The organism is Sinomonas terrae, from assembly GCF_022539255.1.
Classification (GTDB): domain Bacteria; phylum Actinomycetota; class Actinomycetes; order Actinomycetales; family Micrococcaceae; genus Sinomonas; species Sinomonas terrae.
On record NZ_JAKZBV010000002.1, the window covers coordinates 111,897 to 135,040 of the forward strand.

Annotated in this window: 22 protein-coding genes and 2 pseudogenes; 7 read left to right on the top strand and 17 right to left on the bottom strand. The window is 69.5% G+C overall.

Translation table 11 applies throughout. The features are described from left to right. Positions 1-38 precede the first annotated feature (38 nt). Positions 39-242, top strand: a complete 204-nt coding sequence (locus tag L0M17_RS21350) for a cold-shock protein (protein WP_241056652.1) — start codon at positions 39-41, stop codon at positions 240-242. Between the two features lie 61 nt (positions 243-303). Here the strand turns inward: L0M17_RS21350 and L0M17_RS22820 are convergent. After that, positions 304-810 (bottom strand): annotated as a pseudogene (locus tag L0M17_RS22820) (sulfatase-like hydrolase/transferase); the annotation flags it as partial. Between the two features lie 359 nt (positions 811-1,169). Here L0M17_RS22820 and L0M17_RS21360 point away from each other — a divergent pair. Then, the gene (locus tag L0M17_RS21360; protein ID WP_241056653.1) at positions 1,170-1,454 is read left to right on the top strand and encodes a putative quinol monooxygenase; all 285 of its coding nucleotides are present in this window, start codon (positions 1,170-1,172) and stop codon (positions 1,452-1,454) included. Positions 1,455-1,720: 266 nt separating this feature from the next. Here the strand turns inward: L0M17_RS21360 and L0M17_RS23085 are convergent. Continuing rightward, a pseudogene (locus tag L0M17_RS23085) lies at positions 1,721-1,840 on the bottom strand (ATP-binding protein); the annotation flags it as partial. Positions 1,841-2,803: 963 nt separating this feature from the next. Between L0M17_RS23085 and L0M17_RS22825 the strand changes: the two are divergent. Together L0M17_RS22825 and L0M17_RS21380 are read left to right on the top strand one after the other, a co-directional pair. Continuing rightward, positions 2,804-4,474: a transaldolase family protein gene (locus tag L0M17_RS22825; protein WP_308196924.1), complete on the top strand. Its 1,671-nt coding sequence runs from the start codon at positions 2,804-2,806 to the stop codon at positions 4,472-4,474. A gap of 211 nt (positions 4,475-4,685) precedes the next feature. Continuing rightward, positions 4,686-5,408 carry a ferredoxin--NADP reductase gene (locus L0M17_RS21380; protein ID WP_241056728.1) on the top strand — a complete coding sequence of 241 codons (723 nt, stop codon included), beginning with the start codon at positions 4,686-4,688 and terminating at the stop codon, positions 5,406-5,408. A gap of 92 nt (positions 5,409-5,500) precedes the next feature. On the opposite strand, the gene L0M17_RS21385 is transcribed toward L0M17_RS21380, so the two are convergent. The 10 genes from L0M17_RS21385 to L0M17_RS21430 all read right to left on the bottom strand — a co-directional run bounded on the left by L0M17_RS21385 (position 5,501) and on the right by L0M17_RS21430 (position 19,156). Next, complete coding sequence (locus L0M17_RS21385) at positions 5,501-6,250, bottom strand: SDR family oxidoreductase (protein WP_241056654.1); 750 nt, start codon at positions 6,248-6,250, stop codon at positions 5,501-5,503. Between the two features lie 134 nt (positions 6,251-6,384). Beyond that, positions 6,385-6,747 carry a DUF488 domain-containing protein gene (locus tag L0M17_RS21390; protein WP_241056655.1) on the bottom strand — a complete coding sequence of 121 codons (363 nt, stop codon included), beginning with the start codon at positions 6,745-6,747 and terminating at the stop codon, positions 6,385-6,387. 48 nt (positions 6,748-6,795) lie between these two features. Beyond that, positions 6,796-9,603 carry an aconitate hydratase gene (locus L0M17_RS21395; RefSeq protein ID WP_241056657.1) on the bottom strand — a complete coding sequence of 936 codons (2,808 nt, stop codon included), beginning with the start codon at positions 9,601-9,603 and terminating at the stop codon, positions 6,796-6,798. Between the two features lie 49 nt (positions 9,604-9,652). Further along, on the bottom strand, positions 9,653-10,405 hold the full coding sequence (locus L0M17_RS21400; RefSeq protein ID WP_241056658.1) for a succinate dehydrogenase/fumarate reductase iron-sulfur subunit: 753 nt from the start codon (positions 10,403-10,405) through the stop codon (positions 9,653-9,655). Next, on the bottom strand, positions 10,402-12,357 hold the full coding sequence (locus tag L0M17_RS21405; protein ID WP_241056659.1) for a fumarate reductase/succinate dehydrogenase flavoprotein subunit: 1,956 nt from the start codon (positions 12,355-12,357) through the stop codon (positions 10,402-10,404). The genes L0M17_RS21400 and L0M17_RS21405 overlap by 4 nt, the downstream gene beginning before the upstream one ends. After that, positions 12,345-13,085, bottom strand: a complete 741-nt coding sequence (locus L0M17_RS21410) for a succinate dehydrogenase cytochrome b subunit (protein ID WP_241056660.1) — start codon at positions 13,083-13,085, stop codon at positions 12,345-12,347. The genes L0M17_RS21405 and L0M17_RS21410 overlap by 13 nt, the downstream gene beginning before the upstream one ends. Before the next feature lie 187 nt (positions 13,086-13,272). Next, entirely contained in the window at positions 13,273-14,517 is a 1,245-nt protein-coding gene (locus L0M17_RS21415; RefSeq protein WP_241056661.1) for a dihydrolipoamide acetyltransferase family protein, read from the bottom strand. 10 nt (positions 14,518-14,527) lie between these two features. Further along, complete coding sequence (locus L0M17_RS21420; RefSeq protein ID WP_241056663.1) at positions 14,528-15,520, bottom strand: alpha-ketoacid dehydrogenase subunit beta; 993 nt, start codon at positions 15,518-15,520, stop codon at positions 14,528-14,530. After that, entirely contained in the window at positions 15,517-16,599 is a 1,083-nt protein-coding gene (locus L0M17_RS21425; RefSeq protein ID WP_241056664.1) for a thiamine pyrophosphate-dependent dehydrogenase E1 component subunit alpha, read from the bottom strand. Before L0M17_RS21425 ends, L0M17_RS21420 begins: the two co-directional genes overlap by 4 nt. A gap of 205 nt (positions 16,600-16,804) precedes the next feature. Next, positions 16,805-19,156 carry an ATP-binding protein gene (locus tag L0M17_RS21430; protein WP_241056665.1) on the bottom strand — a complete coding sequence of 784 codons (2,352 nt, stop codon included), beginning with the start codon at positions 19,154-19,156 and terminating at the stop codon, positions 16,805-16,807. Between the two features lie 260 nt (positions 19,157-19,416). On the opposite strand from L0M17_RS21430, the gene L0M17_RS21435 reads away from it, so the two are divergent. Beyond that, on the top strand, positions 19,417-19,746 hold the full coding sequence (locus L0M17_RS21435) for a cupin domain-containing protein (RefSeq protein WP_241056666.1): 330 nt from the start codon (positions 19,417-19,419) through the stop codon (positions 19,744-19,746). A 156-nt stretch (positions 19,747-19,902) separates the two neighbouring features. Here L0M17_RS21435 and L0M17_RS21440 read toward each other — a convergent pair whose 3' ends face one another. The 5 genes from L0M17_RS21440 to L0M17_RS21460 form a co-directional block, all read right to left on the bottom strand. After that, complete coding sequence (locus tag L0M17_RS21440) at positions 19,903-20,130, bottom strand: hypothetical protein (RefSeq protein ID WP_241056667.1); 228 nt, start codon at positions 20,128-20,130, stop codon at positions 19,903-19,905. A 169-nt stretch (positions 20,131-20,299) separates the two neighbouring features. Further along, positions 20,300-20,584, bottom strand: coding sequence for a hypothetical protein (locus L0M17_RS21445; RefSeq protein WP_241056668.1), 285 nt, complete (start codon positions 20,582-20,584; stop codon positions 20,300-20,302). A 431-nt stretch (positions 20,585-21,015) separates the two neighbouring features. After that, positions 21,016-21,375, bottom strand: a complete 360-nt coding sequence (locus L0M17_RS21450; protein ID WP_241056669.1) for a non-heme iron oxygenase ferredoxin subunit — start codon at positions 21,373-21,375, stop codon at positions 21,016-21,018. A gap of 234 nt (positions 21,376-21,609) precedes the next feature. Further along, a complete protein-coding gene (locus L0M17_RS23025; protein WP_372498082.1) occupies positions 21,610-21,786 on the bottom strand; it encodes a hypothetical protein in 177 nt (58 codons plus the stop codon). Positions 21,787-21,845: 59 nt separating this feature from the next. Continuing rightward, positions 21,846-22,163 (bottom strand): pyridoxamine 5'-phosphate oxidase family protein, encoded by a 318-nt coding sequence (locus tag L0M17_RS21460; RefSeq protein ID WP_241056670.1) that lies wholly within the window; start codon positions 22,161-22,163, stop codon positions 21,846-21,848. A gap of 316 nt (positions 22,164-22,479) precedes the next feature. Between L0M17_RS21460 and L0M17_RS21465 the strand changes: the two genes are divergently transcribed. Together L0M17_RS21465 and L0M17_RS21470 are read left to right on the top strand one after the other, a co-directional pair. Continuing rightward, entirely contained in the window at positions 22,480-22,773 is a 294-nt protein-coding gene (locus L0M17_RS21465) for a DUF3040 domain-containing protein (RefSeq protein WP_241056672.1), read from the top strand. A gap of 77 nt (positions 22,774-22,850) precedes the next feature. Then, positions 22,851-23,132, top strand: a complete 282-nt coding sequence (locus L0M17_RS21470) for a YegP family protein (RefSeq protein WP_241056674.1) — start codon at positions 22,851-22,853, stop codon at positions 23,130-23,132. The last annotated feature ends 12 nt before the right edge of the window (positions 23,133-23,144 follow it).

Consider the following 23,144-nt stretch of genomic DNA (forward strand, 5'->3'; position numbering starts at 1 on the left):
GAATGCGGCCACAGAGCCACCGGCGGAAGGCAGCACCAATGGCAACAGGCACCGTGAAGTGGTTCAACTCCGAGAAGGGCTACGGCTTCATCGCCCCCGACGACGGCTCGGACGACCTCTTCGCCCACTACTCCGAGATCGACGCCCGCGGCTTCCGCTCCTTCGAGGAGGGTCAGAAGGTCGAGTACGAAGTCGGGCAGGGGCAGAAGGGCCCGCAGGCCCAGAAGATCCGCCCCCTCTGACCCCAGCGGCTTCCTGAGCTTCCGGGTCCACGGATGCCGGGCCGAAGGTGTGTTTGCCGTAGGCGCCGTCCTCGCCGAGGTGGACTCCGTGGTCTGAGGCGAGGACCACGACGGTGCGCTCGGCGATGCCTTGCTCCTCGAGCGCGTCCAGGAGGCGGCCCACCTGATGGTCGAGCCACGCGACCGCCCGTAGTATGCGACCTGCCGCGCTGGAAGTCGGACAGATCCATGTCGTGGCCCCCATTGACCTCGGCGAAGCGCGACTCGAATCTGCTCGTGCCGTCCGCGAAGACCGGGGCGTTGGCGAAGTCAATGTGCTCGTAGCTGCTGGCCCAGGGCTCGGGAACGATGACGGGGGTGTGGGGCCGGAGACAGGAAGCCCTGACGAGGAATGGTTCCTCGTTTTCGGCCATCGCGGTGATGGCCCGCTCGGCTGCCCTGCCGAGCCGACGGCAGGAGCTGATCCGGAAGCAACTCCCTTTCCGCCTCCAGGACTCGTCCCGGCCAACACGCCAGCGGCAACGCCCACACACGGGTCCGGGACTGTGGTCTCCGACCCCCCCTCCACTGCGGCGAAGTCGGCGATACTCCAGCGTCTCGATGGACTGCGGGCAAGCCAGTGGGGGCTGGACCTGCCTTGCTATGTCAACCAGAACGAAGACCAGGATGACGGCTTGACATAGGACCACGGGGGGGCGGTGTTTGCCCTGCTGAAATTTGCCAACGCCTTTCCGCCCGCCCTGCTTGGAGCGATGCGCGTATACATCGGGATATTCGTCGCTTACGGAATTCCGATGATTCCCTGTGGCTGGCTGCTGCCGATGTACATTACCGCCGGAAGGTCGGCTGCCCAGTTCCTGGGACCCGAGCGAACCGCCCGAAAGAGGACCGGCTATCGGACGGCGAAGCTCACCGTACCGTGGGTGCATGACCGAGATTCATATCACTGGCCAGCTCGTATGCTCGACGGAGGAAGAGGCACGAGTCGTGCGCCTTCACCTGCCGGATCATGTCAGGCTCACGCGGGCCGAAGTCGGCTGCACCTCCTTCGAGGTCATCCCAACCGACGATCCACTGGTCTGGTCAGTCGAGGAGCGGTTTGAAGATCAGGACGTGTTCGACTCTCATCAGCAACGAGTCGTGAGCAGTGAGTGGGGCCGGGCCACGGCTGGCGTCGAACGCCGCTACTCGATCGAGGGCCTTATCCGCTGAGCCGATCGCCATTGTGCAGCCCCCGCTGACGTATGAACGCTGATACGGTCGTGTCACGACATTCCGCGAGGAGGACTGGATGGGGATCAGTACCGGAGCCCTAGTCGGGGTCCTCACTACTCTGTTCGTTGTCCTGGTGGTGGTCTTCATCATCGTTCGGCGCAGGCGGTAGCTTCCTGGCCGCCCGCAAGCGGATCTGCTTGCGGGCATGCGCAACCCGAGCGCCCCTAACGGGCGCTGCTTGGCGTTCGATTGTTCGCAGGGCGTCAGCTGTGAAGGCGTGTGGGGTTGAGGCGGTAGGAGTCGGTGCCGGTCTGGATGATGGTGCCGTTGAAGGTGAGCCGGTCCACGATCGCGGCGCAGAGGCGGGGGTCGGTGAAAGATTCAAAGTCGATCTGGGCGCTCCCGACCCGACCCAGGCTTACACGCTCGGCTCCCCCGACACGAGGACCACACTCGAACCTGAGTCGTGCCACTCTTGGGGGTTTCGGCGACTTGAGGGCCGCACTGCCTTGATTTTCCGGGGTTCTCAGTCCGCGTTTTACGCACTAACGGGTGGGACCTGAGTACGTGAGAAACGGGCTATGACCCGATCTTGAAGACGTGAAGGAGCCTTTGGGCGCCTATGCCGCCGACGACGAACACGAACCTGCTGACGGGTGACGGGGGCGTGGAATTTGGGACCCTCAGCGGTGGCCCTTGGTGCCGGCTGACTCGCGATGGTCCTCTTCGCGTACCAGTCCGTTCCGCAGGCTGGGGGCATCGCCCCCTCATCCGGGCCGCGGGGAGGCTCGGAGCTGCTCTCCGGGCATGGGGATCCCGGCCCCCAGGGTGGGCGACGGGGACTGCTCTCGATCCCGTGGCCCGGGGCAGGCTGTGCGCCCGTGAGGGCCGTGCATAGGCTTGCCGGGGGCGGCGCGAGCCTGCGGTCCGCAGTCGGCGGGCGCGACGCTGACCAAGGAGGAGCTGAGCTTCTCACCGTGCGCCGACACGGATCGTATCTGTTCCTGCGGTACGCCATGCGCGGTATTTCCCCGCCCGCAACCGAATCCGGCGGGCGACTGGCGGGGCCCTGTCACTGGAGCACCCGGACCGTCCTCGGGCCTGCAGGGAACCTGCAGCCCTCCAGCGTGAACATGGAGGCGGAGGCCGCCGGTTTCAGCTCGACGGCCTGCGCTGAAGCTTGATGACTGTCTGTCACCACGTGTGGGAGGCGATGGGCTGGGCATCGCGCCCCGGCGCGAGCCGGAGCTCCATCGGAGGATTACGCGGACCGGAATAGGAGTCGTTCGGAGAAGACCAGCGATGAACGGAATGGCTGGTATGGCACGCGGAGGCGGAGGGTGTCGATGACGGACTCGCTGGCAAGTCTGCGCACGGCCGGAGTCTCGGTCTGGCTGGATGACCTCAGCCGGGATCGGCAGACCAGCGGCAGCCTCGCCGCGCTTCGCGATCGTGGGGTGTCGGGGGTGACGACCAACCCGACGATCTTCGCCCGAGCCGTGAGCGAGAGCGATTCCTATGACGAGCAGATTCGGGACTTGACCCTGCACCAGGTGTCGGAGGAGGAGGCGATGCGGGAACTGGCCGGGGCCGACGTGCGCCAGGCATGCGACGTGCTCCGCCCGGTCTACGAGGCGACCGATGGAGTGGATGGGCGGGTGTCCATAGAGGTCGACCCGGGGATCGCCCACCCGACCGGCCGCACGATCGCCGAGGCTCGCGCGCTGTGGTGGCTTGTGGACACGACAAACCTGTTCATCAAGATCCCGGCAGCCAAGCAGGGCCTGCCTGCGATCACCGACTGTCTGGCGGAGGGGATCAGCGTCAACGTCACTCTGATCTTTTCCCTGGACCGCTACACGGAGGTGATCTTGGCGTTCCTGGAGGGCTTGGAACAGGCTCGCACCGCCGGACGCCCCGCCTACCCCACAGGAAGGCACCACAACCCAGAAAGGTCCACCATGAAGGCGCTCGTCTACCACGGCCCCGGTCAGAAAGTCTGGGAGGACGTTCCGGACCCGGTCGTCAAGGACCCCACGGACGCGATCGTCAAGATCGAGACCACCACGATCTGCGGAACCGACCTGCACATCCTCAAAGGCGATGTCCCCGCCGTGACCGACGGACGGATCCTGGGCCACGAAGGTGTCGGAACCGTCACCGAGATCGGCCCGGAGTGCACGAAGGTCAAGGTCGGCGACCGTGTCATCGTCTCGTGCATCAGCAAATGCATGGAGTGCGACTTCTGCAAGGCCGGCCTGACCTCCCACTGCCAGACCCTGGGCGGGATCGGCTGGATCTTCGGCCACCTCATCGACGGGACTCAGGCCGAGTACGTGCGCGTGCCGTTCGCTGACAACGGGCTCATCCCGCTGCCCGAGGGCGTCAGCGCCGAGCAGGGCACCATGCTCAGCGACATCCTCCCAACGGGGTACGAAATCGGCGTCCTCAACGGCGCTGTCAAGGACGGTGACGAGGTCGCCGTCGTTGGTTCGGGTCCCGTCGGGCTCGCAGCGATCATGACGGCAGGCCCGGCGGGCGCGTCGAAGGTCATCGCCGTAGACGGCAACGAATACCGGCTCGAGCAGGCCAAGAAGTTCGGCGCCACCGACTTGGTCCAGGTCGGCGAGGGCGTTGACGTCGCAGCCGAGCTGAAGAAGCTCAGCCGAGACGGGCTCGGGGTAGACGTCGCGATCGAGGCCGTCGGCCTCCCTGCCACGTTCGCCACGGCTCTCGGCGCGATCCGCCCTGGTGGCCGCGTCGCGAATGTCGGAGTGCACGGCAAGCCAGTCGAGTTCCCAATCGACCGCGACTGGATCAACAACATCACGATCACCACGGGACTTGTGAACGCGACGACGACACCGGACCTCCTGGCCAAGATCATCGCCGACGAGATTGACCCGGCCAAGTTCGTGACCCACCGGTTCTCATTCGGCCAGATCATGGACGCCTACGACACCTTCGCCAACGCCGCCACGGAGAAGGCGCTCAAAGTCGTCATCACCGCTCAGTAGGCGCACGCCCAGAGCCGGCACCCACAGCGTGTCCGCCGGGGTACGCCCGCCCATGGCTTCCGGCTGTCTGCGGGCCGGCGGCAAGGGCCTCCGACGGCCTGGAGACGAGGGGGTGGTGTCCGGGGGAGGCGTTCTTGGCGCGAAACAAGGGAATGCAACAGAACAGCGGATCGAACGGGCCGGAAGGCCATCCTCGAAAGGAGATGTGAGCATGACACTGCCGACGACAAGACTGATCGAAAAGGAACAGATCGCTGAAGGGACGATGGCATTCCGCTTCGCAAAGCCTGAAGGCTTCACCTATCAGGCGGGCCAGTTCGCCGACTACACCCTGATTGATCCGCCAGAGACGGACGGCGAGGGGAACACCCGGGGATTCACCCTGGCCAGCGCACCCTATGAGCCGTTCCTGATGTGCGCGACGCGGATGCGCGACACCGCGTTCAAACGCGTGCTCAAGGACATGCCCGTCGGTACGGAGCTGACGCTGGATGCTCCCTATGGGTCGTTCACCCTCCACCACAACATCGCGCGGCCGGCGGTCTTCCTCACCGGGGGGATCGGGATCACGCCGGTACGCAGCATCGCCCTGCAGTCGGTGCGCGACAAGAGTGGCCATCGGATCTTCGCGTTCCATTCCAACCGACGCCCTGAAGACGCACCCTTCCTGGACGAAATGGTCAGGCTCGGCGAATCAGAGGACAGCATCGTCTTCGTGCCGACCATGACGAAACCCGAGGACTCGGAGCGGGCATGGGAGGGCGAGACCGGGCACATCGACAAAGAGATGATCTCCAAGCACATCAAGGACCTGACCGCGCCTATCTACTATCTCTGCGGCCCGCGCAGCATGGTGGCGGCCATGCGCAGCCTGCTGAAGGATATGGGCGCGGACGAGGACGACATCCGGACCGAGGAGTTCGCCGGCTACTAGACGCCCCGCTGCCCGGTGAGACGAGCGGACGCTGCAAGCTAAGGACTACCGTCCGTCCAAGAGCTTCCCGCCTCGGCTGTCCGCCCTGCGGGTCAGGGGTGTCGGTGCAGGGCGGACAGCCATGATTCGAGGCCGGGGCCGAGGATCTCGGCTCCGGGCGGGGCCAGGAGCGCGCCGTTGCCCAATCCGGCCGTGGCGGGGGTGACGGCGTGAACGGGACGGGCGTCGCCGTGCGCTGCCAGGACGCGGGTGGTGAGCTCGGGCAGGCGCAGGATGTCCGGACCGGTGACGGCGCGGGTCGGTCGCCGGTCTTGGACGGCGTCGGCCAGGACGGCGGCGACGGTGCGGACGGCGATCGGCTGGATCAGCCAGTCCTGAACTTCGACAGCGGCGTCGGTGAACCACACCGCAGCGGGGTTGAGGGCGAACTCGTACCACTGGGTCGAGCGGACGATGGTGGCGGAGCAGCCGCTTTCGCGGATCACGCGCTCCTGTTCCCGCTTGGCGAGGTAGTACGGGTAGTCGTCGAATTCGGGGCTGTCGATATTGCAGATGGAGAGGAACACGAGGTGCCGTACGCGCTGTTGTGCGCAGGCTTGGACGACCCGCCGGGCCGCGGCGCCCATGGCGGTGGCGACGTCGGCCGACGGGGCTGAGGGCCGGGCGTTGGAGGTATCGATCACGACGGCGGCGCCGTGGAGCGCATCGGCGAGGCCTTCACCGGTATGCAGGTCTGTGCCGGTGGCGCGCGAGGCGGGCACGGCGTCCATGCCGAGGTGGCGGAGGGCCTCCACGGTTGCGGTCCCGGACGTTCCGGTTCCTCCGATGACTGCGATCCTCATGGCTTGCTCTTCTTCGCCCTTGTGTCCCCCGGGATGCATGAGCGGCTGATTCGCGCCGGCCCGGGCCGGGGGAAGGGTGGCTGGCCGTTCGCCAAGGTCCCGGCTGACACCGCTGACGGGCCCGGGCGGGCCGGTCAGCTTCGGATCAGGTCGGCCAGTACTTCTGCCTGGCTGATGTCCGCGTGCTGGGTGGCGGTGAGCAGGGTGAGGTTTCCCTGGCCGGCCAGTTCCTTCAGGTGCTGGAGGGCGTCGGCCTTCTCCGGTTCTTCGAGCTCTTGCCGGTATCGGTGGGCGAATTCTTCGAAGCGTTCCGGGTCGTGGCTGTACCACTTGCGCAGCTCGGGCGAGGGGGCCACGGCTTTGCACCATTCGTCGAGGTCTGCTTTTTCCTTGGTCAGTCCTCGCGGCCAGATCCGGTCGACCAGCACTCTGGTGCCATCTTGGGCGGTGCGTTCCCGGTAGGGGCTGCTGACGCTGATGTGGTGTGCACCTGCCATGGTCCGTGCCTTCCTTCCTGTTTGCCGATTCTCGTGGGGGTCGACGTGTCATGCGGGCCGGGGCCGCAGGAGCTGGCGCAGGACGTAGGGCAGGATGCCGCCGTTGCGGTAGTAGGTGGCCTCGGCCGGGGTGTCGATGCGCACGAGGGTGGTGAACTCGGTGACGGCCCCGCCGTTTTCGGCGCGGACGGTGACCTCTTTCGGCACGCTCCGGTCTCCGGCCAGGCTGGTGACGGTGTAGAGCTCTTCCCCGGTGAGCCCGAGGGTCGTTGCGCTTTCGCCGTGGCGGAACTGCAGCGGCAGTACGCCCATGCCTATCAGGTTGGAACGGTGGATCCGTTCGAACGAGGTTGCGAGCACCGCCCTGACGCCCAGCAGCAGGGTGCCTTTCGCTGCCCAGTCCCTGGAGGACCCGGAGCCGTACTCGGCGCCGGCGATGACGATCAGGGGCGTGTTCTCCCGGAGGTACTTCTGCGAGGCCTCGAAGATGCTCAGCTGCTCCCCGTCGGGCAGGTGCCGGGTGAACCCGCCCTCGGTGCCGGGCACGAGCTGGTTGCGCAGGCGGATGTTGGCGAAGGTGCCCCGGATCATCACCTCGTGGTTGCCGCGGCGTGAGCCGTAGGAGTTGAAGTCCTCCGGGCCGATGCCGTGCTCGAGCAGGTAGCGCCCTGCCGGGGTGTGTGTCCCGATGGCGCCGGCGGGCGAGATGTGGTCGGTGGTGACCGAGTCGCCCAGGAGTGCGAGGACCCTGGCGCCGGAGATGTCGGTGAGGGGCTGCGATTCGCGGCCCATGCCGTCGAAGAAGGGGGGCCTGCGCACGTAGGTGGAGGCCTCGTCCCAGGCGAATCTGTCGGTGGTGGGGATTTCGAGGGTGCGCCAGTTGTGGTCCCCGTCGAAGAGGCCTGAGTAGCCGTCTGTGAACATCTGCGCTTGGACTGTGCTGGCGATGAGGTCTTCGACCTCCCGGCTCGTGGGCCAGATCTCGCGCAGGTAGACGGGCTGCCCTGCCGTGTCCTCGCCGAGGGGGTCCTCGAGCAGGTCGGTGTCCATGGTGCCGGCCAGGGCATAGGCGATCACCAGCGGCGGGGAGGCGAGGAAGTTCATCTGGGTCTGGGGGTGGATACGGCCTTCGAAGTTGCGGTTTCCGCTCAGGACCGAGGCGACCTTGAGGTCGTTCGCGGCCACGGCCTGGGCGACCTGGGGGATCAGGGGGCCCGAGTTCCCGATGCAGGTGGTGCAGCCGTATCCGACGAGTTCGAAGCCGAGCCGGTCCAGGTACTGGGTCAGCCCGGCCTTCTGCAGGTAGGAGGTCACGATCCGGGACCCGGGCGCCAGGGAGGTCTTGACCCATGGTTTGGAGGCGAGGCCCCGTTCGGAGGCCTTCTTGGCCAGCAGCCCGGCGGCGACCATGACCGAGGGGTTGGAGGTGTTGGTGCAGCTGGTGATCGCGGCGATGGCCACGTGGCCGTGGTCGATGGCGGCCTTCCCCGCCCCGGGCAGTGTCACCTCGGCCGGGTTCGACGGGTAGAGCGAGTCCTGGCCGGGGCCAGGGCGCTCGAGGGGCTCGTCCCCGGGGCTGGTCCTGTCCACGGAGATGGGATCGCTGGCCGGGAACGATTCGGCCGATGCCTCGTCCAGCCCGGTGAGCTCCTGGGAGACCTTCGGGCCCTCGGCGAGGAAGGCTCCGATGACGCGTCGGGCGTCGGCGAGCGGGATGCGGTCCTGGGGGCGTTTGGGGCCCGCGATGGAGGCCTCGACCCGGGCCAGGTCGAACTCGATCGTCTGGGAGTAGACCGGCTCATGGCTGCCGTCGTGCCAGAGCCCCTGTTCCTTCGCGTACGCCTCCACGAGCCGGACCTGCTCCTCGGGGCGGCCGGTGAGCTTGAGGTAGTCCAGGGTGGCGTCGTCGATGGGGAAGATCGCGCAGGTCGACCCGTATTCCGGGCTCATGTTGCCGATGGTGGCGCGGGTGGCCACGGGGATCTGGGCGATCGCGGGCCCGTAGAATTCGACGAACTTGCCCACGACGCCGGTCTTGCGCAGCAGGTGGGCGACGGTGAGCACGAGGTCGGTCGCTGTCACGCCCTCGCCCAGGGCCCCGGTGAGCCTGACGCCCATGACCTGGGGGATGAGCATACTCATCGGCTGGCCGAGCATCGCCGCCTCGGCCTCGATACCGCCCACGCCCCAGCCGAGCACGCCGAGCCCGTTGGCCATGGGCGTGTGGGAGTCGGTGCCCACGAGCGTGTCGGGGTAGGCCTGGCGCGCTCCACCGCCGCCCGGAGTGTTGCGGGTGAAGACAACGCGGGAGAGGTACTCGAGATTGACCTGGTGGCAGATGCCGGTGTCGGGCGGGACGACGAGGAAGTCGTCGAAGGCGTGCTGGGCCCAGCGCAGGAGTTGGTAGCGTTCCCGGTTGCGGGAGAACTCCAGCTCCGCGTTTCGGGCGAACGCGTCGGTGCTTCCGAAGACGTCGGCTATCACGGAGTGGTCGATCACCAGCTCCGAGGGGATCAGGGGGTTGATCCTCTGCGGGTCGCCGCCGAGAGCTGCCATCGCATCGCGCATCGCGACCAGGTCCACGACGCAGGGGACTCCGGTGAAGTCCTGCAGCAGCACACGGGCTGGGGTGAACTGGATCTCGGATCCGTGTTCTGCGTCCGGGGACCACGCGGCGAGGGCGGCGATCTGCGAGGCCGTGACGTGAGCGCCGTCCTCGCATCGCAGGAGGTTCTCCAGCAGGATCTTCAGGCTGTAGGGAAGCCGGGCCGAGCCCTCCACCGCGTCCAGCCGGAACACCTCGTACTCCTGGGTGCCGAGGGCGAGGATGCCCCGCGAACCGAAAGTGTCGTTCATGGCCTGACCTCCGTCTGTGCTGTCGGTGGAAGCGGAACCGCCGCGCCGGTCATGGTCGGCCCGGGGTCCCGCGCAGGGCGGAGAGCACGTCGGCGTTCAGGCGGGAGATCATATCCAGTGGGATCCCGACCGGGCATACGGCGGTGCATTCGCCGATCTGGGTGCAGCCGCCGAAGCCCTCGGCGTCGTGCTGTGTGATCAGTGCCAGGGCGCGCCAGCTGCGCTCGGGCTGGCCTTGGGGGAGCGTGCCGAGGTGGGTTGCCTTCGCCCCGGTGAAGAGCATGGCGCATCCGTTGGGGCAGGCTGCGACGCAGGCGCCGCAGCCGATGCAGGTGGCGGCGTCGAAGGCCCGGTCGGCGTCCTCTTTGGGCACGAGCACGGCGGCGGCGTCGGGGGCCGCCCCGGTGGGGGCGCTGATGTAGCCTCCGGCCTGGATGATCCGGTCCAGGGCGCTGCGGTCCACGATCAGGTCCCTGAGCACCGGGAAGGATTCGGAGCGCCAGGGCTCTACGTCGATGACGCCTTCGCGGAAGTGGCGCATGTACAGCTGGCAGGCGGTGGTCAGCGCCTGGGGGCCGTGGGCGATGCCGTTGATGACCAGGCTGCACATCCCGCAGATGCCCTCGCGGCAGTCGTGGTCGAACGCGACGGGCTCGTCGCCGGCGGCGGCGAGCTGTTCGTTGAGCACGTCGAGCATCTCCAGGAACGACATGTCCGGGGTGATGCCCTCCACCGGGTAGGTGACCATCCGGCCGGGGGTGTCCGCGTCGTGCTGGCGCCAGATCCGCAGGGTGAAGTTCATCTGTAGCTCCTCTGCGTCAGTTCGAGGTTCTGGAAAACGAGCGGTTCTCGGTGCAGCACGGGCGCGGAACCGTCGCCGGTGAACTCCCAGGCGGCGACGTAGGCGAAGTGCTCGTCATCGCGGAGGGCTTCGCCGTCGGCGGTCTGGCTTTCGGATCGGAAATGGCTGCCGCAGGATTCGTCCCGGTGGAGGGCGTCGATGCACATCAGCTCGGCCAGTTCGAAGAAGTCCGCCACCCGGCCTGCCCGCTCGAGGGTCTGGTTCAGTTCCCCGTCGGTGCCGGTGACCTTCGCATCGGCCCAGAACTCCTCCCTGAGGGCGCCGATGGCATCGATGGCCTCGCGGAGCCCGAGTGCGGTGCGTTCCATCCCGCAGTGCTCCCAGACGATGGAACCGAGCTCCCGGTGGAAGGACTCCACGGTGCGCCGGCCGTCGATCGCCAGCAGCGAGCCTATGCGCCGGCGGGCGTCCTTGACGGCTTCGACCGCCGCCGGGTGGGTCTCGTCGAGGCCCTCGGGGCGGGGGTTGCGGGCGAGGTAGCCGCTGATGGTGTTGGGCAGGATGAAGTAGCCATCGGCAAGGCCCTGCATCAGGGCGCTGGCGCCGAGCCGGTTGGCACCGTGGTCGGAGAAGTTGGCCTCGCCGACGACGAAGAGCCCGGGGATGGTGCTTTCGAGGTCGTAGTCGACCCAGAGCCCGCCCATGGTGTAGTGGGCGGCGGGGTAGATGCGCATGGGCACCTGGTAGGGGTCTTCGTCGGTGATCTTCTGGTACATCTCGAACAGGTTGCCGTACCTTTCCTCGATGGCGGCCCGGCCCAGCCGTCCGACCGCCTCGGCGAAGTCCAGGTACACCCCCCGCCCGCCCGGGCCGACCCCGCGACCGGCGTCGCATTGGTTCTTCGCGGCCCGGGAGGCCACGTCCCTGGGCACGAGGTTCCCGAAGGAGGGGTACGCCCGCTCAAGGTAGTAGTCCCGCTCCGATTCCGGGATCTCGCGTGGATCCCGGCCGTCGCCTGCCTGGCGGGGCACCCAGATGCGCCCGTCGTTGCGCAGCGACTCGCTCATCAGGGTCAGCTTGGACTGGTGGACGCCGCTGACGGGGATGCAGGTGGGGTGGATCTGGGTGAAGCACGGGTTCGCGAAGAACGCGCCCTTGCGGTGTGCCCGCCAGATGGCCGAGGCGTTGCAGCCCATGGCGTTGGTGGAGAGGTGGTAGACGTTGCTGTAGCCGCCGGTGGCCAGCACGACGGCGTCGGCCAGATGGGCGCGGAGCCCGCCGGTGACGAGGTCCCGGACCACGACCCCGCGGGCGGCGCCGTCGATGACGATGAGCTCGAGCATCTCGTGCCGGGTGCCGACCCGGACCGTCCCGGCGGCCGCCTGCCGTTCCAGTGCCTGGTAGGCGCCCAGCAGCAGCTGCTGGCCCGTCTGTCCGCGGGCGTAGAACGTCCGCGAGACCTGCACCCCGCCGAACGAGCGCGTGTCGAGCAGGCCGCCGTAGTCGCGGGCGAAGGGAACGCCTTGGGCGACGCACTGGTCGATGATCGCGGAGCTGACCTGGGCGAGCCGGTAGACGTTGGATTCGCGGGAGCGGTAGTCTCCGCCCTTGACGGTGTCGTAGAAGAGCCGGCGGATGCTGTCGCCGTCGTTGCGGTAGTCCTTGGCGGCGTTGATCCCGCCCTGCGCGGCGATGCTGTGCGCGCGCCGGGGGCTGTCCTGGTAGCAGAAGCTCTTCACCCGGTAGCCGGCCTCGCCCAGGGTCGCCGCCGCGGAGGCCCCGGCCAGCCCGGTGCCCACGACGATGACCGAGCGCCTCCTTCGGTTGGCCGGGCTGACCAGGTTCAGGGCGAAGCGGCGCGCGTCCCACCGGTCCTGGATCGGGCCCGTGGGTGCTTTGGTGTCCGCGATCGGCTCCCCGGTTGTGAACAGCTCGGCCCTCACCGCACCCACCCCGCGAAGATCGCCAGCGGCGGGATCAGGAAGCCCACCGTGATCAGTGCTGCAACCGCGATGGCCGTCTGGTTCAGGGTTCGCCTGCGCGCCATGCTCGAATTGGCCCCCAGGGAGGCGAACGCGGCCCAGACGCCGTGCCGCAGATGGAAGCCGAGCGCGATCAGCGCGATCACGTAGGAGAGCACCACCCACCAGATGGAGAAGCTGTTCACCATGCGCTGGTAGGGGCTCGCCGAGGCGCCACCGGGGTCGATGACGTCCGCGCTCATGTTCAGGATGTGGTACACGACGAACAGCCCGATGACGATCCCGCCCCACCGCATCATGAACGAGGCGTAAGTGCGCTGCACGCCCCGGCGGTTCCGGGTGGACGCGTAGCGCCACCCGCCCCTTCCGCCGGTGGCCGCCCTCGACCGGTGCCACAGGATGAAGGCCGAGAGCACATGGGCCAGGACGCTGACAGAGAGCACCGCCCGCACGATCCACAGCGCCACCGAGTAGGGCAGCAGCGGCTCGCCCGCCTCGCGCAGGAACTGCGAATACCCGTCGAATCCTTGCCGGCCTTCGAAGATCTTCAGGTTGCCGTACATGTGCACCAGCAGGAACAGCACCATGATCAGGCCAGAGATGGCCATCCACGCGTGCAGCGCCACCGACGAGCCCAGGGCCCCTGGCCGCGTGCCGGCCCCCTGCCCGGCTACCGTCGGCGTGTCCTGGGCGCTCATGCCGGCCACCCTCCGGAGGGGTCCGTTCGGGGCGGGCCGGTCTGCCACCGCTGCCGTGATGCGGTTCCGGCGAGCCGGTTCGGGCCGTTCGGCCGGGCCGATGCCCCTGCCGGGATGAGACCAGGGGATGGTCCGCTCATGAGGTTCTCCCTTCTGCTCTGAGGCCTGGTGGTGTCGTGGACGGGGTTCACAGCAGGATCCGCAGGGGGTGTTCCAGCAGTGCGACCAGGTCGGCCAGGAAGCGTGCGCCTGCTGCGCCGTCCAGGACGCGGTGGTCGATGGCCAGTGTCAGGGTCATGATGGCGGCGACTGCGAGCTGGCCCTCGCGCACGGTCGGGGCGGCGGCGGCGGCGCCGACGGCGAGGATGGCGGCCTCCGGCGGGTTGATGACGGCGGTGAACTGGTCGATGCCGTACATGCCGAGGTTGCTGACGGTGAACGTCCCCCCGGTGATCTCCTCCAGGGACAGCCGCCCGGTGCGGGCCCGGTGGGCGAGGTCGCGGGCTTCGCCGCTGATCTGGGTGATGCTCTTCCGGTCGGCGTCGTGGATCACCGGGACGATCAGCCCGTCCTCCAGCGCGACGGCGACGCCGATGTTGACCCGGCGGTGGCGCAGCAGCCGGGTCCCGGCCCAGGAGGAGTTGACCTCGGGGTGGGCGGCCAGTGCGTGCGCGCTGGCCTTGACCACGAGGTCGTTGAGGCTGACCCTGGCGCCGCCCTCTGCGAGGCCGTTGTTGATCTGGGCTCGGAAGGCCAGCAGGGCGTCGACGTCCACGGTGCGGGTGAGGTAGAAGTGCGGGGCCTGGGCGGCGCTTGCGGTGAGGCGCTGGGCGGTCAGCCGCCGGATCCGGCTCAGGGGGACCTCCTCGGCGTCCGCACCGAGGGCAGCCGGCGGTGCGGCCGGCTCGGGGGCCGACGGCGGCGGGGCCGAGGGAGGGGTGCGGGCGACGGCGGCGTCGATGTCGGCGCGCACGATGCGACCGCCGGGGCCGCTGCCCTGGACCGCGGCGAGGTCCACGCCGTGCTCGCGGGCGAGCCGTCGGGCCAACGGCGAGGCTGTCAGGCCTGCCGACGGCGGTGGCGCCGGGGGCCGGGTGGGCGCTGGTCTGGGCGGTTCGGGCACCGTTTCCGGTGGCGGCTGTGGTGCGGCCACGGGAGCTGGGGCCGGGGCTTCGGAGGTGCCGTCGGGCACGGGCCCGCCGGGGGTGATGACGGCGATCGGGGTGCCGATCGGCACCGATGCACCTTCCTCGATGAGGGTGCGCGCCAGGACGCCCTCGTCGTAGGCCTCCAGTTCCATGGTGGCCTTGTCGGTGTCGATCTCGGCGAGCACGTCGCCCCGGTGCACGACGTCGCCCTCGTGCTTGCGCCAGACGCTGAGCACGCCTTCTTCCATGGTGTCGGAGAGGCGGGGCATGAGCACGTCGGTCATCAGGGCCTCCTCAAGCGGTGAAGCCGGTGGCGTCGAGGGTGTCCAGGATGGCGCGGGCCAGCGCGGCCCCGTCGGGCATCGCGGCCAGTTCCAGCCCCTTGGCGTAGGGCAGGGGCACTTCCGCGGCGGCGACGCGGCGCACGGGTGCGTCCAGGTGGCCGAAGGCTCCTTCCTGGATGGTGGCGGCGATCTCGGCGCCGATGCCGTAGGAGAGCCAGTCGTCTTCGAGCACGACGGCCCGGCTGGTCTTGCGCACCGAGGCGCACACGGCCTCCCGGTCCAGCGGGCGCAGGCTGCGCAGGTCGACCACTTCCACTGAGATGCCCTCGTCCTGGAGCCGGGCGGCCGCATCGAGGGCCAGCAGCGTCGAACGGGAATAGGCGATGACCGTGACGTCGGCGCCAGGCCTGGCGACCGCGGCGGTGCCGATCGCGACGGCGTGCTCCCCGTCGGGGACCTCGCCCTTGGTGTTGTACAGTCCGAGGTTCTCCACCACGACCACCGGGTCGTCGTCGCGGATCGCCGCGGTGAGCAGGCCCTTGGCATCGGCCGGGGTGGCGGGGGCGAGCACCTTCAGGCCGGGCACGTGGGCGTACCAGGCCTCCAGGTTCTGCGAGTGGGTGGCGGAGAGCTGCTGCCGGCCCCCGCCGGGGGTGCGGATCACCAGCGGGACGCGCAGCTGGCCGTTGGACAGCGAGCGGACCTTCGCGGCGTTGTTCACGATCTGGTCGATGGCCAAAAGGCTGAAGTTGATCGTCATGATCTCCACCACCGGGCGCAGCCCCAGCATGGCCGCCCCGATCGCGACTCCGACGAAGCCCTCCTCGCAGATCGGGGTGTCCCGGACCCGCCGGGGCCCGAACTCTGCCAGGAGCCCGGCGGTGATCTTGTAGGAGCCCTCGAACACGCCGATCTCCTCGCCGATCAGCAGCACGTCCTCGTCCCGGAGCAGTTCGGCGCGCAGGGTGTCGTGCAGCGCCTGCCGGTAGGTCATCATGCTCATGGCTGCACCGCCGGGTCCCCGGGGAGCCCGTAGTGCGTGTTCGCCGCCGGTGTGGCGTACACGTGCCCGAACAGCGTCTCGGCCTGTGGGGCGGGGGCCCGGTCGGCGGCCTCCACGGCCCCGGCGACCGCCTGTTCGGCCTCGGCCTCGATCCGGTCCGCGGCCGCGGGGTGGAGGACGCCGGCCCCGATCAGCCGGGCCCGGAAGGCCGGCACCGGGTCAGCCTCCCGGGCCTGCTGGTTCTCGGCCTCGCTGCGGTACCGGGCCGGGTCGACCACCGAGTGCCCGCCCAAGCGCCAGGAGACCGCCTCCAGCAGCATGGGCTGGTGCTCGCCGCGGGCCCGGTCCAGGGCGGCCCGGGCAGCCTCGCGGACGGCGAGCACGTCGTTGCCGTCCACCCGTTTCCCTGGGATCCGGTAGGAACAGCCCCGCCGGAACAGCTCGGGCTCCCCGGCGGCGGCCTCGACCGGGGTGCTCATGCCGAGCTGGTTGTTCACGATCACGTACACGATCGGCAGCCGCCAGACGGCGGCGAGGTTCAGCGACTCGTGGAACGCCCCGATGTTCGTGGTCGCGTCCCCCAGCAGGCACATCACCGCCTCGCAGCCCGGGCCCGGGCCGTGCCGGTAGGACAGGGCCAGGGCAGCGCCCGTGGCCGGGGGAATCTGGCCTCCGACGATGCCGTACCCGCCCAGCAGCCGCCGCTCGGCGTCAAACAGGTGCATCGAGCCGCCGCGACCGCCGGACAGGCCCGTGGCGCGGCCGAACAGCTCGGCCATCACCCGTTCGGGCTCGCAGCCGCGGGCCAGGGCGTAGCCGTGGTCCCGGTAGGTGGAGAATAGGTAGTCGGTCGGGCGCATCGCGGCCATCAGGCCGACCACGGTGGCCTCCTCGCCCAGGCTGAGGTGGCAGTAGCCGCCGATCTTCGCCCTGGTGTACATCTCGGCGGCGCGCTGGTCGAACACGCGGATCAGCATCATCTGCCGGTAGTAGCCCCGCAGCACCTCGGCGTCCTCGGACAGCCCGTGGCCGCGGACCGTCACCGGGCCACTCCCCGGCGCCGAAATGGGCTCATCCACGCCGATCCCTCCTGGCAGGACACGGACTCCCTGACTGGGCGCCTGAGCAGGGCCCTTCGGTACTCATCACGCCTCACGGGTCCTCGGAAACGCCGGCAGGCTGCCAAGGGGCAGCATCCGTCATGGCCACCGTCCCCGATCGGCCATGAGCGGACTCCGTGCCCATGGTGGCCGCAGCGCCCTGCAGATTGCCTGCAGTCATCCCTCAGGTCAGCGCAGCCAGCCGCGGCACCAAGGCCTGATAGCCATCGGCGCGGGCAGAGGCCAGCGCGGCGGCTGCCACACGGGGCGCGGAGGGATCGCGGCTGGCATGCAGCAAGGCGGCATACGCCCAATCCGCCTCGTGCCGGACCAGCGGCGCGCCGTGGCGCAGCGAGCTGTCAATGATCGGACCGGCGTCCAGGAGGCGCCCCTGGGCGACCAGCACCAGGCCCAGCCGGGCCGCCGCCCAGCCGGCGAACAGCGGGTTCGCCTCGCCAACGCGCAGCGCGGCGCGGAACGATGCTTCCGCGCGCTCCAGGTCACCGGCGCCCTGCCAGGCGATGCCCAGGGCTCGGAACGACGCCGTCGCCCATTCGGTGTGATGCACTTGCCGGGCGATGGCGAGCGCGGCCTCGGCCGAGTCGACCGCCTCGGCATGCCGTCCGAGGGCGGCCAAGGCCTCGCTGCGACGCCACAGGAACGAGCCGTGCACAACGGGCTGGCCGAGGATGCTGGCCCTGGCCAAGGCTGCATCGATCTCCCTCAAGCCGGCTTCGGGCTCGCCCAGCAGAACCAGGGCGTGCCCGCGGGCCGCGCCCGGGTTCCACAGGCGCAACGTCTCCGACAGCGTCGACGGCAGTGTGGCCAGGCGGTCCAGGAGGGGGACCGCCTCGACGAGCCGGCCGGCAACGAAGGCGGCCATGGCGCGCCAGTGCAGGAGCCGGACGGTACCTTCCGGGTCGCCGACGCGTTCCAACAGCCGGCGGGCGCGCCGGGCGAGTGACCCCGCCCGGCCCGGCCGGGCCAGCCAGAGGTCCACCAGCGCGCCCGCGGCCAGTGCCTGGCCCAGGGCCGCCGGGTCCTCACCGGCTTCGGCCACAGCCATCTCGGCCAGGCCCGCACCCCGGGCCGCATCCTGGGAGCGCGCCTCCAGGATGGCCAGGCGGGCCAGGATCCGGGACCGCTCGGGCCCGTCGTCAACTTCGGCCAGCGCCTCATCCAGGTCGGCCCGGGCCTGGGAGAGGAGCCCTTGACGCCGTCGTCCTTCGGCTCGGATCTGCAGCAGCACGGCACGGGACCGCCCCGGCGGGGCGATCGCAAGACCCGTACCCGCCAAGGCCCGCGCCTGCGCGTCTTCAAGCCGGTTCAACCGGATGCGAGCCGCCTCGGCAAACGCGGCGACCGCTGCGAGCCGATCACCGCCCGCGGCCAGATGGGCGGCTACCTCGGCCGGGTCCGCGCCGTGCTGGCACAGGGCCCGGGCCAGCAGCAGGTGGCGGCTGCCCCGCCCGACCGGGTCCAAGCCCGCGCCCGCAGCCTCAGCGGCGCCTGGCACCGCGGACCAGCCCGCCTCGCCTGCGTCCGCCAGGCCAGCTCGGCCGAGCTCGGCCAGGGCATCCAGCGTCGCGCGCAAATCCAGACCGGCCGCGGCGCTGACCACGCAGGCGTCGGTGCGGCTTCCCGTCAGCGCCAGCAAAGCCGCCACCTCCGTGGCCTGCGCGGACAGTCCCGCACGAAGTGCGATGCATTCCCGCGCCCCGCGCCCGGCCCGGATATCTGGCGGGATCGGTCCCCCCAACACCTCCTGGCGGACCCGGAGCGCCTCCGGCGAGGGTCCGATGCCCAGCTCGTGGGCCAGCCGTTCACCGAACGCGTCAAGGCCCGCCAAGGCGGCGGCGCGGTCGCCGTCGTCGGCGAGGGCGCGGACCAGGAGCAGGGCCGAGGCTTCCCGCAACGGCGACTCGTCCACGGCCGCCTGGGCCCAGGCCGCTGCCGCGGCGGTATCGCCGAGGGCAAGCGCCGCACCGGCTGCACCTTCCAAGGCCTCCAGATGGGTGCGGAAGAGGCGAGCGCGGTGCTCGAGCGCCCACTCCGCGTAGGCGTCCTCGGGCAACGGCTCACCCTGCCACAGGGACAGAGCCTCCCGGAAGGCAGACAAGGCCCTGGCAGGATCCCGGCCCGACTCCGACTGCCCCCGTCCCACGGCGGCCAGGAACGCCTCGACATCCACCCAGCACCGGTCGTCCTCGACGAGGGTGTAGCCGCCGGACCCGGCCCGTATGAGCGTCCGGTCGCCAAGAGCACGGCGGACCCGGCTGGCCAGGATCTCGACGTTCCCGGCCGCGTCGGCCGGTCGGCGGCCGCGCCACAGTGCTTCGATCGCGACGTCCTTGGACAGCACCGTTCCGCGCGAGACCGCGAGCATTCGCAGCAGCTGGCGCGCCAGCCGCCCATTGAACACCCGGTCCGGCTGCTCCTGGCCCGCGCACCAGAGCGCGGACCGGCCGAGCAGCTGGATGCTGACCGGCGCACCAGACGCGCCCCCGGACCCCCCAAGCTCGGCCGAGGCGCTCATCGCGGCCTTCCACCTCCCTGATCGTGGCGGGGCTCTGCCGCCAGCCGAACACCCTGATCATGTGAAAACAGCAGCCGAACTGCAGGCACTGCCGTCACAGTGACTCTAACCACGGAAGGACATCGGATCCTAGGCCTCCGCCACCGGATCGGCGCCCCCCCAAGCCCGCAGACCGCCCAGCCCCGCAACGCACGCCGGCCCTTGCCCGACCGCCCTGCCGTAGCATCGGAAGTCCGGCACCGACTTCGGAAAGGCAACCCATGCTGAAGTTCTCACTGGACGCCCTGGCCCGGGAACACCTCGACCGGGCAGCCGCCGGCTCGGCCGGGCGAAGCGCCACCACGGTCTACGGCGGCCACGAACAGTCCCTGCGCCAGACGCTGGTCGCCCTCCTCGCCGGGATCTCGCTCACCGAGCACGGCAGCCCCGGCGAGGCAACCCTGATCGTGCTCCGCGGCCGGGTGCGGCTCAACGCCGGCGCCGATGCATGGGAGGGCCGGACCGGCGACCTCCTGGCCATCCCGCCCGCGCGGCACAGCCTCGACGCGATCGAAGACAGTGTCGTCCTGCTCACTGTCGTCAAGGAATAGTCCAGCCCTCAGGCGCAGCTCCCCGGCCCGACGGCCGGCGCTGGGCTGCCCGTGCCCCGCCGGGGCCGGCGGCCGCTGCGGGTCCGGCGACCGATCCCGGGCTCCCTGCAGGGTCGGCCTGACGAGCGCGCCCGGCACAGCCGTCCCCGCGGGTCTTCACCCGCTCCAGACATCGCCCGCAGCCAGGCGGGACAACTGCTGCCGCGCCTGCTCCTCGCTGAGCCCGGCCTCCATCAGGGCTGTGACCAGGTACTCCTGATGGCCGAAGGCCTGGGGCCCGGCCGGGCGCGGACGGGCCGACGGAAGACGCTGGACCAACGGAAGGCGCTGGCCTGGGAGATGGCGCTGGACCGGGGCCTGGGGACGGGCAGTATGGGACGGCATGACGGCTCCTGACTGGCAGTGCTAATCCAGTATTTCAAATGCCGGATTGATTCCAGTATTCTACGAAGCGTAGAAATAGGCAACAGGTGGGGCGCTCGCGTTCTGGGGGCGCCTGACCGACGAGGCGGGCACCCCGGGTGCCGGTGGCCCGCGACCTCCGGGGACGGCGTCACACGGCGCCCGCGCTGGATCCCAGGGATGTGTCCAGGCTCCCGACCGGGGAGTCGGAACGGATCCAGATCTCGGGGCAGTCCGAGCTGAGGCCCACGTACTGCCGGGTGTCGAGTCCGTCGGCCCCCAGCCAGAACCCGCTTGCGTCGGGCATGACGGCCTCGATCCTGCCCGCACGGATGATCGCACCCCCACTCCGCAGTTCGACGAAGGCCCCGGGCTCCGGGGCCCACTCGTCGAAGCCTGCCCGGACAAGGTGAGAAGGCTCCGGAATTCCTTTCATGGCTGCTCCTCAGCGGTCGGTTCGTCAGTCGGCTCGACGCGGCCCTTGAATCCGGGCGCGGCCGACCATGGCCGCGCGGCTGCCGCAGAGCAGCGGGCGGGGGGCCTTGGTCGGGCACGCCCGTGGGCCGACGTCGGGACGGCAGCACGGCGGTTCCCGGGCTGGAAATGGCCTGTCGGCTACCACATATGCCGTATCCCATTCTTCTACGCCGTGTAGAAGAATGCAATGGGCGACGCGCCTTTCTGCAGTTGCTGTGGATCTGGGAGGTAACAGCTGGGCCGATGTGCCACCGGCTGTGTCCGGTCCCGACGAGCACGCACGTTCCTTGGAGCTCCCACCCACCGGCCCGGGACGGTGGAGGCGCCCGGGGTCGCGGGCTTCGAAAGGGGAGGGCTGTCTGCGCAGGGACACCCCCTGTGGATGTCTACCTACTCGTTGGCGCGGGCCGCCCCGTCCGCATCGACGCCCGGGTACAGGACGACGCGCCCGCCGGCGACCTCGACCCTGTGGGTACGCGCGTCACGGGTGGCCGGCAGGCAGAGGACCTTCCCGGTGCGCAGGCTGAAGCTGGAGGAGTGCAGCGGGCATTCGACCGTCTCGCCCTCGATCCAGCCCTCGGCGAGCGAGGCGTCCTCGTGGGTGCATCTGTCATCGAGTGCGAAGAAGCAGCCGGTCTCCGTGTGGAAGAGCGCGATCGACTCGTCGAAGCCCGACTCCTCGGGCTCGATGACGCGGGCCGTGCCCTCCTCGATCTCGTCGGGACCGCAGACGTCGATTCCCTCCCTCATGCTCTCGACTGTAGCCGTGCGGGCACGGCCGAGGGAATGAGGGCGCCGCGCCCCGGCGATGGGGCAACGGCAGGCGCTGCCGTCCGATGGGCCAGGGGTCGGCGACGTTGCATCAGCCTTCGCAGTCCCTGCAGTAGGCGCGCCCGTGCTCTCCCTGGCCTTCTGGGAGCAGTGCCGGACGGGAAGCAGGACTGGCAGACGAATTCGTCCTCGCCCTTGGGATGACCTGCACGGTCAGCTCGCCTGTGAGGATCTCCCCTCCCGGTAGGGCCTCGCCCTTGCCGCTGTCGTCCCCGTCGAGGTCGCGGACGACGCTCCGCGCACCGGGGCGTTGGCTGACTTCACGGCCTCGAGCGAGTCGCCCGGGGACTCGTTGAGGTCCGGGCGCAGTCCGTCGTAGTCGATGGCCACGGGGTGGGTCGCCTTCTCGCTGGAAATGGATTGGGGAGCAGCAACGGCACACCAATGCATCAGAGCCGGAACTGCCGGCCCTCGACCCGCTCCGGGGCGATCTCGACGCAGACGTCCTTGGCGGTGGGGAGCCAGGACTCGCTGCCTGCCGCTTCGGCCGCCTCGACCTCGGAGCGGCGTTCGAGCATCCTGGCGTTTCTCAGGACCGAGGCCCTCCACGCCTCCACAGGAGGAGGCCGTCGGCCTCGAAATGCGGCCTTGCCGCCGAGGACGACTTCGGCGGGCTTCATGCCGGGCGCCGTGCGGACGAGCAGGTGTCCCTCCACGGCTTTGACGTTGGTCGGGACAACGTCGAGCTGGCCTGCCGCGTAGGTCACGGGCCTGGCCGAAGCGGGCCTGCCGAAGGAGCGACCAGTACTCGCGGTCCGGCAGGACCCTGGCCGGATCGTCGTGGAGGAGCGCTGCCTCTTTTTTCACGGAATTTTCTGTAGTAAAGTCTACCCTACAGTTCGTTTCAGATATCTGATCCCGCACCGGCCGGAATCTCAACAGGCTTACCTCGTTCCTGCCGCGAAACAGGGCAGCGGGCGCGGCTAGAGATCTTTTTGGACGGGTTGGCGGCAGCACTTCTGCCGGGGCGCAGATGCCCCGGAGCTGCCGAAGACGCCACCCCGATGTAGGGAGGAGGCTCAGGTGCCGTTGTCCAATGAAGAACGAAAACAGCTCGAAGAGCTGGAACAAGAGCTGACGGTCGAGGATCCCAAGCTGGCCCGGGAACTGCTCTCCGGCTCGTTGGGCCCTTCACTCCCGGCCCGCGCCGTGTTCAGCATCCTGACCGTTTCGGTGGGCTTCGTGGTGCTGATCCTGGGCATCGCCCTGCAATTCACAGTCCTGGGGGTTGCGGCTTTTGTCCTCATGGGCGCCGGCGCCTATTGGCTCGTCGGGCTGCGGAATCACCGCGGCCGTCCGGGGCGGCCCCCGGGGTGAACAGGTGCGTGCCCTCACGCCGATGCCCGCAGGCAAGGGCGGGTGGCTGATCAAGGAGCAAAGGAACAAGTGCAGCCATGACAGGAACATTCGAACTGCTGGTCAACAGCCGGGGGTACTACGAGTTCAGACTGCTCTCCCTCACAGGAAAGGTACTTGCCGTATCCGGCCCCTACCCGGACAGGGATTCGGCAGTCGCCGCCATCGCTCTGGCCCGCGAAAGCGCGGCAATGGCGCGGATCAATGACCAGACAGCGCAGCCGGCAACGCCGCCGGCTTGCCTGGCGGCGCGGCCAGGGAGTCCCGTCTCGATGGTTTGGATGAGACGAGGGCACAGTGCCGCCGGCTCCACGGCATAGATCCAGCCGCCC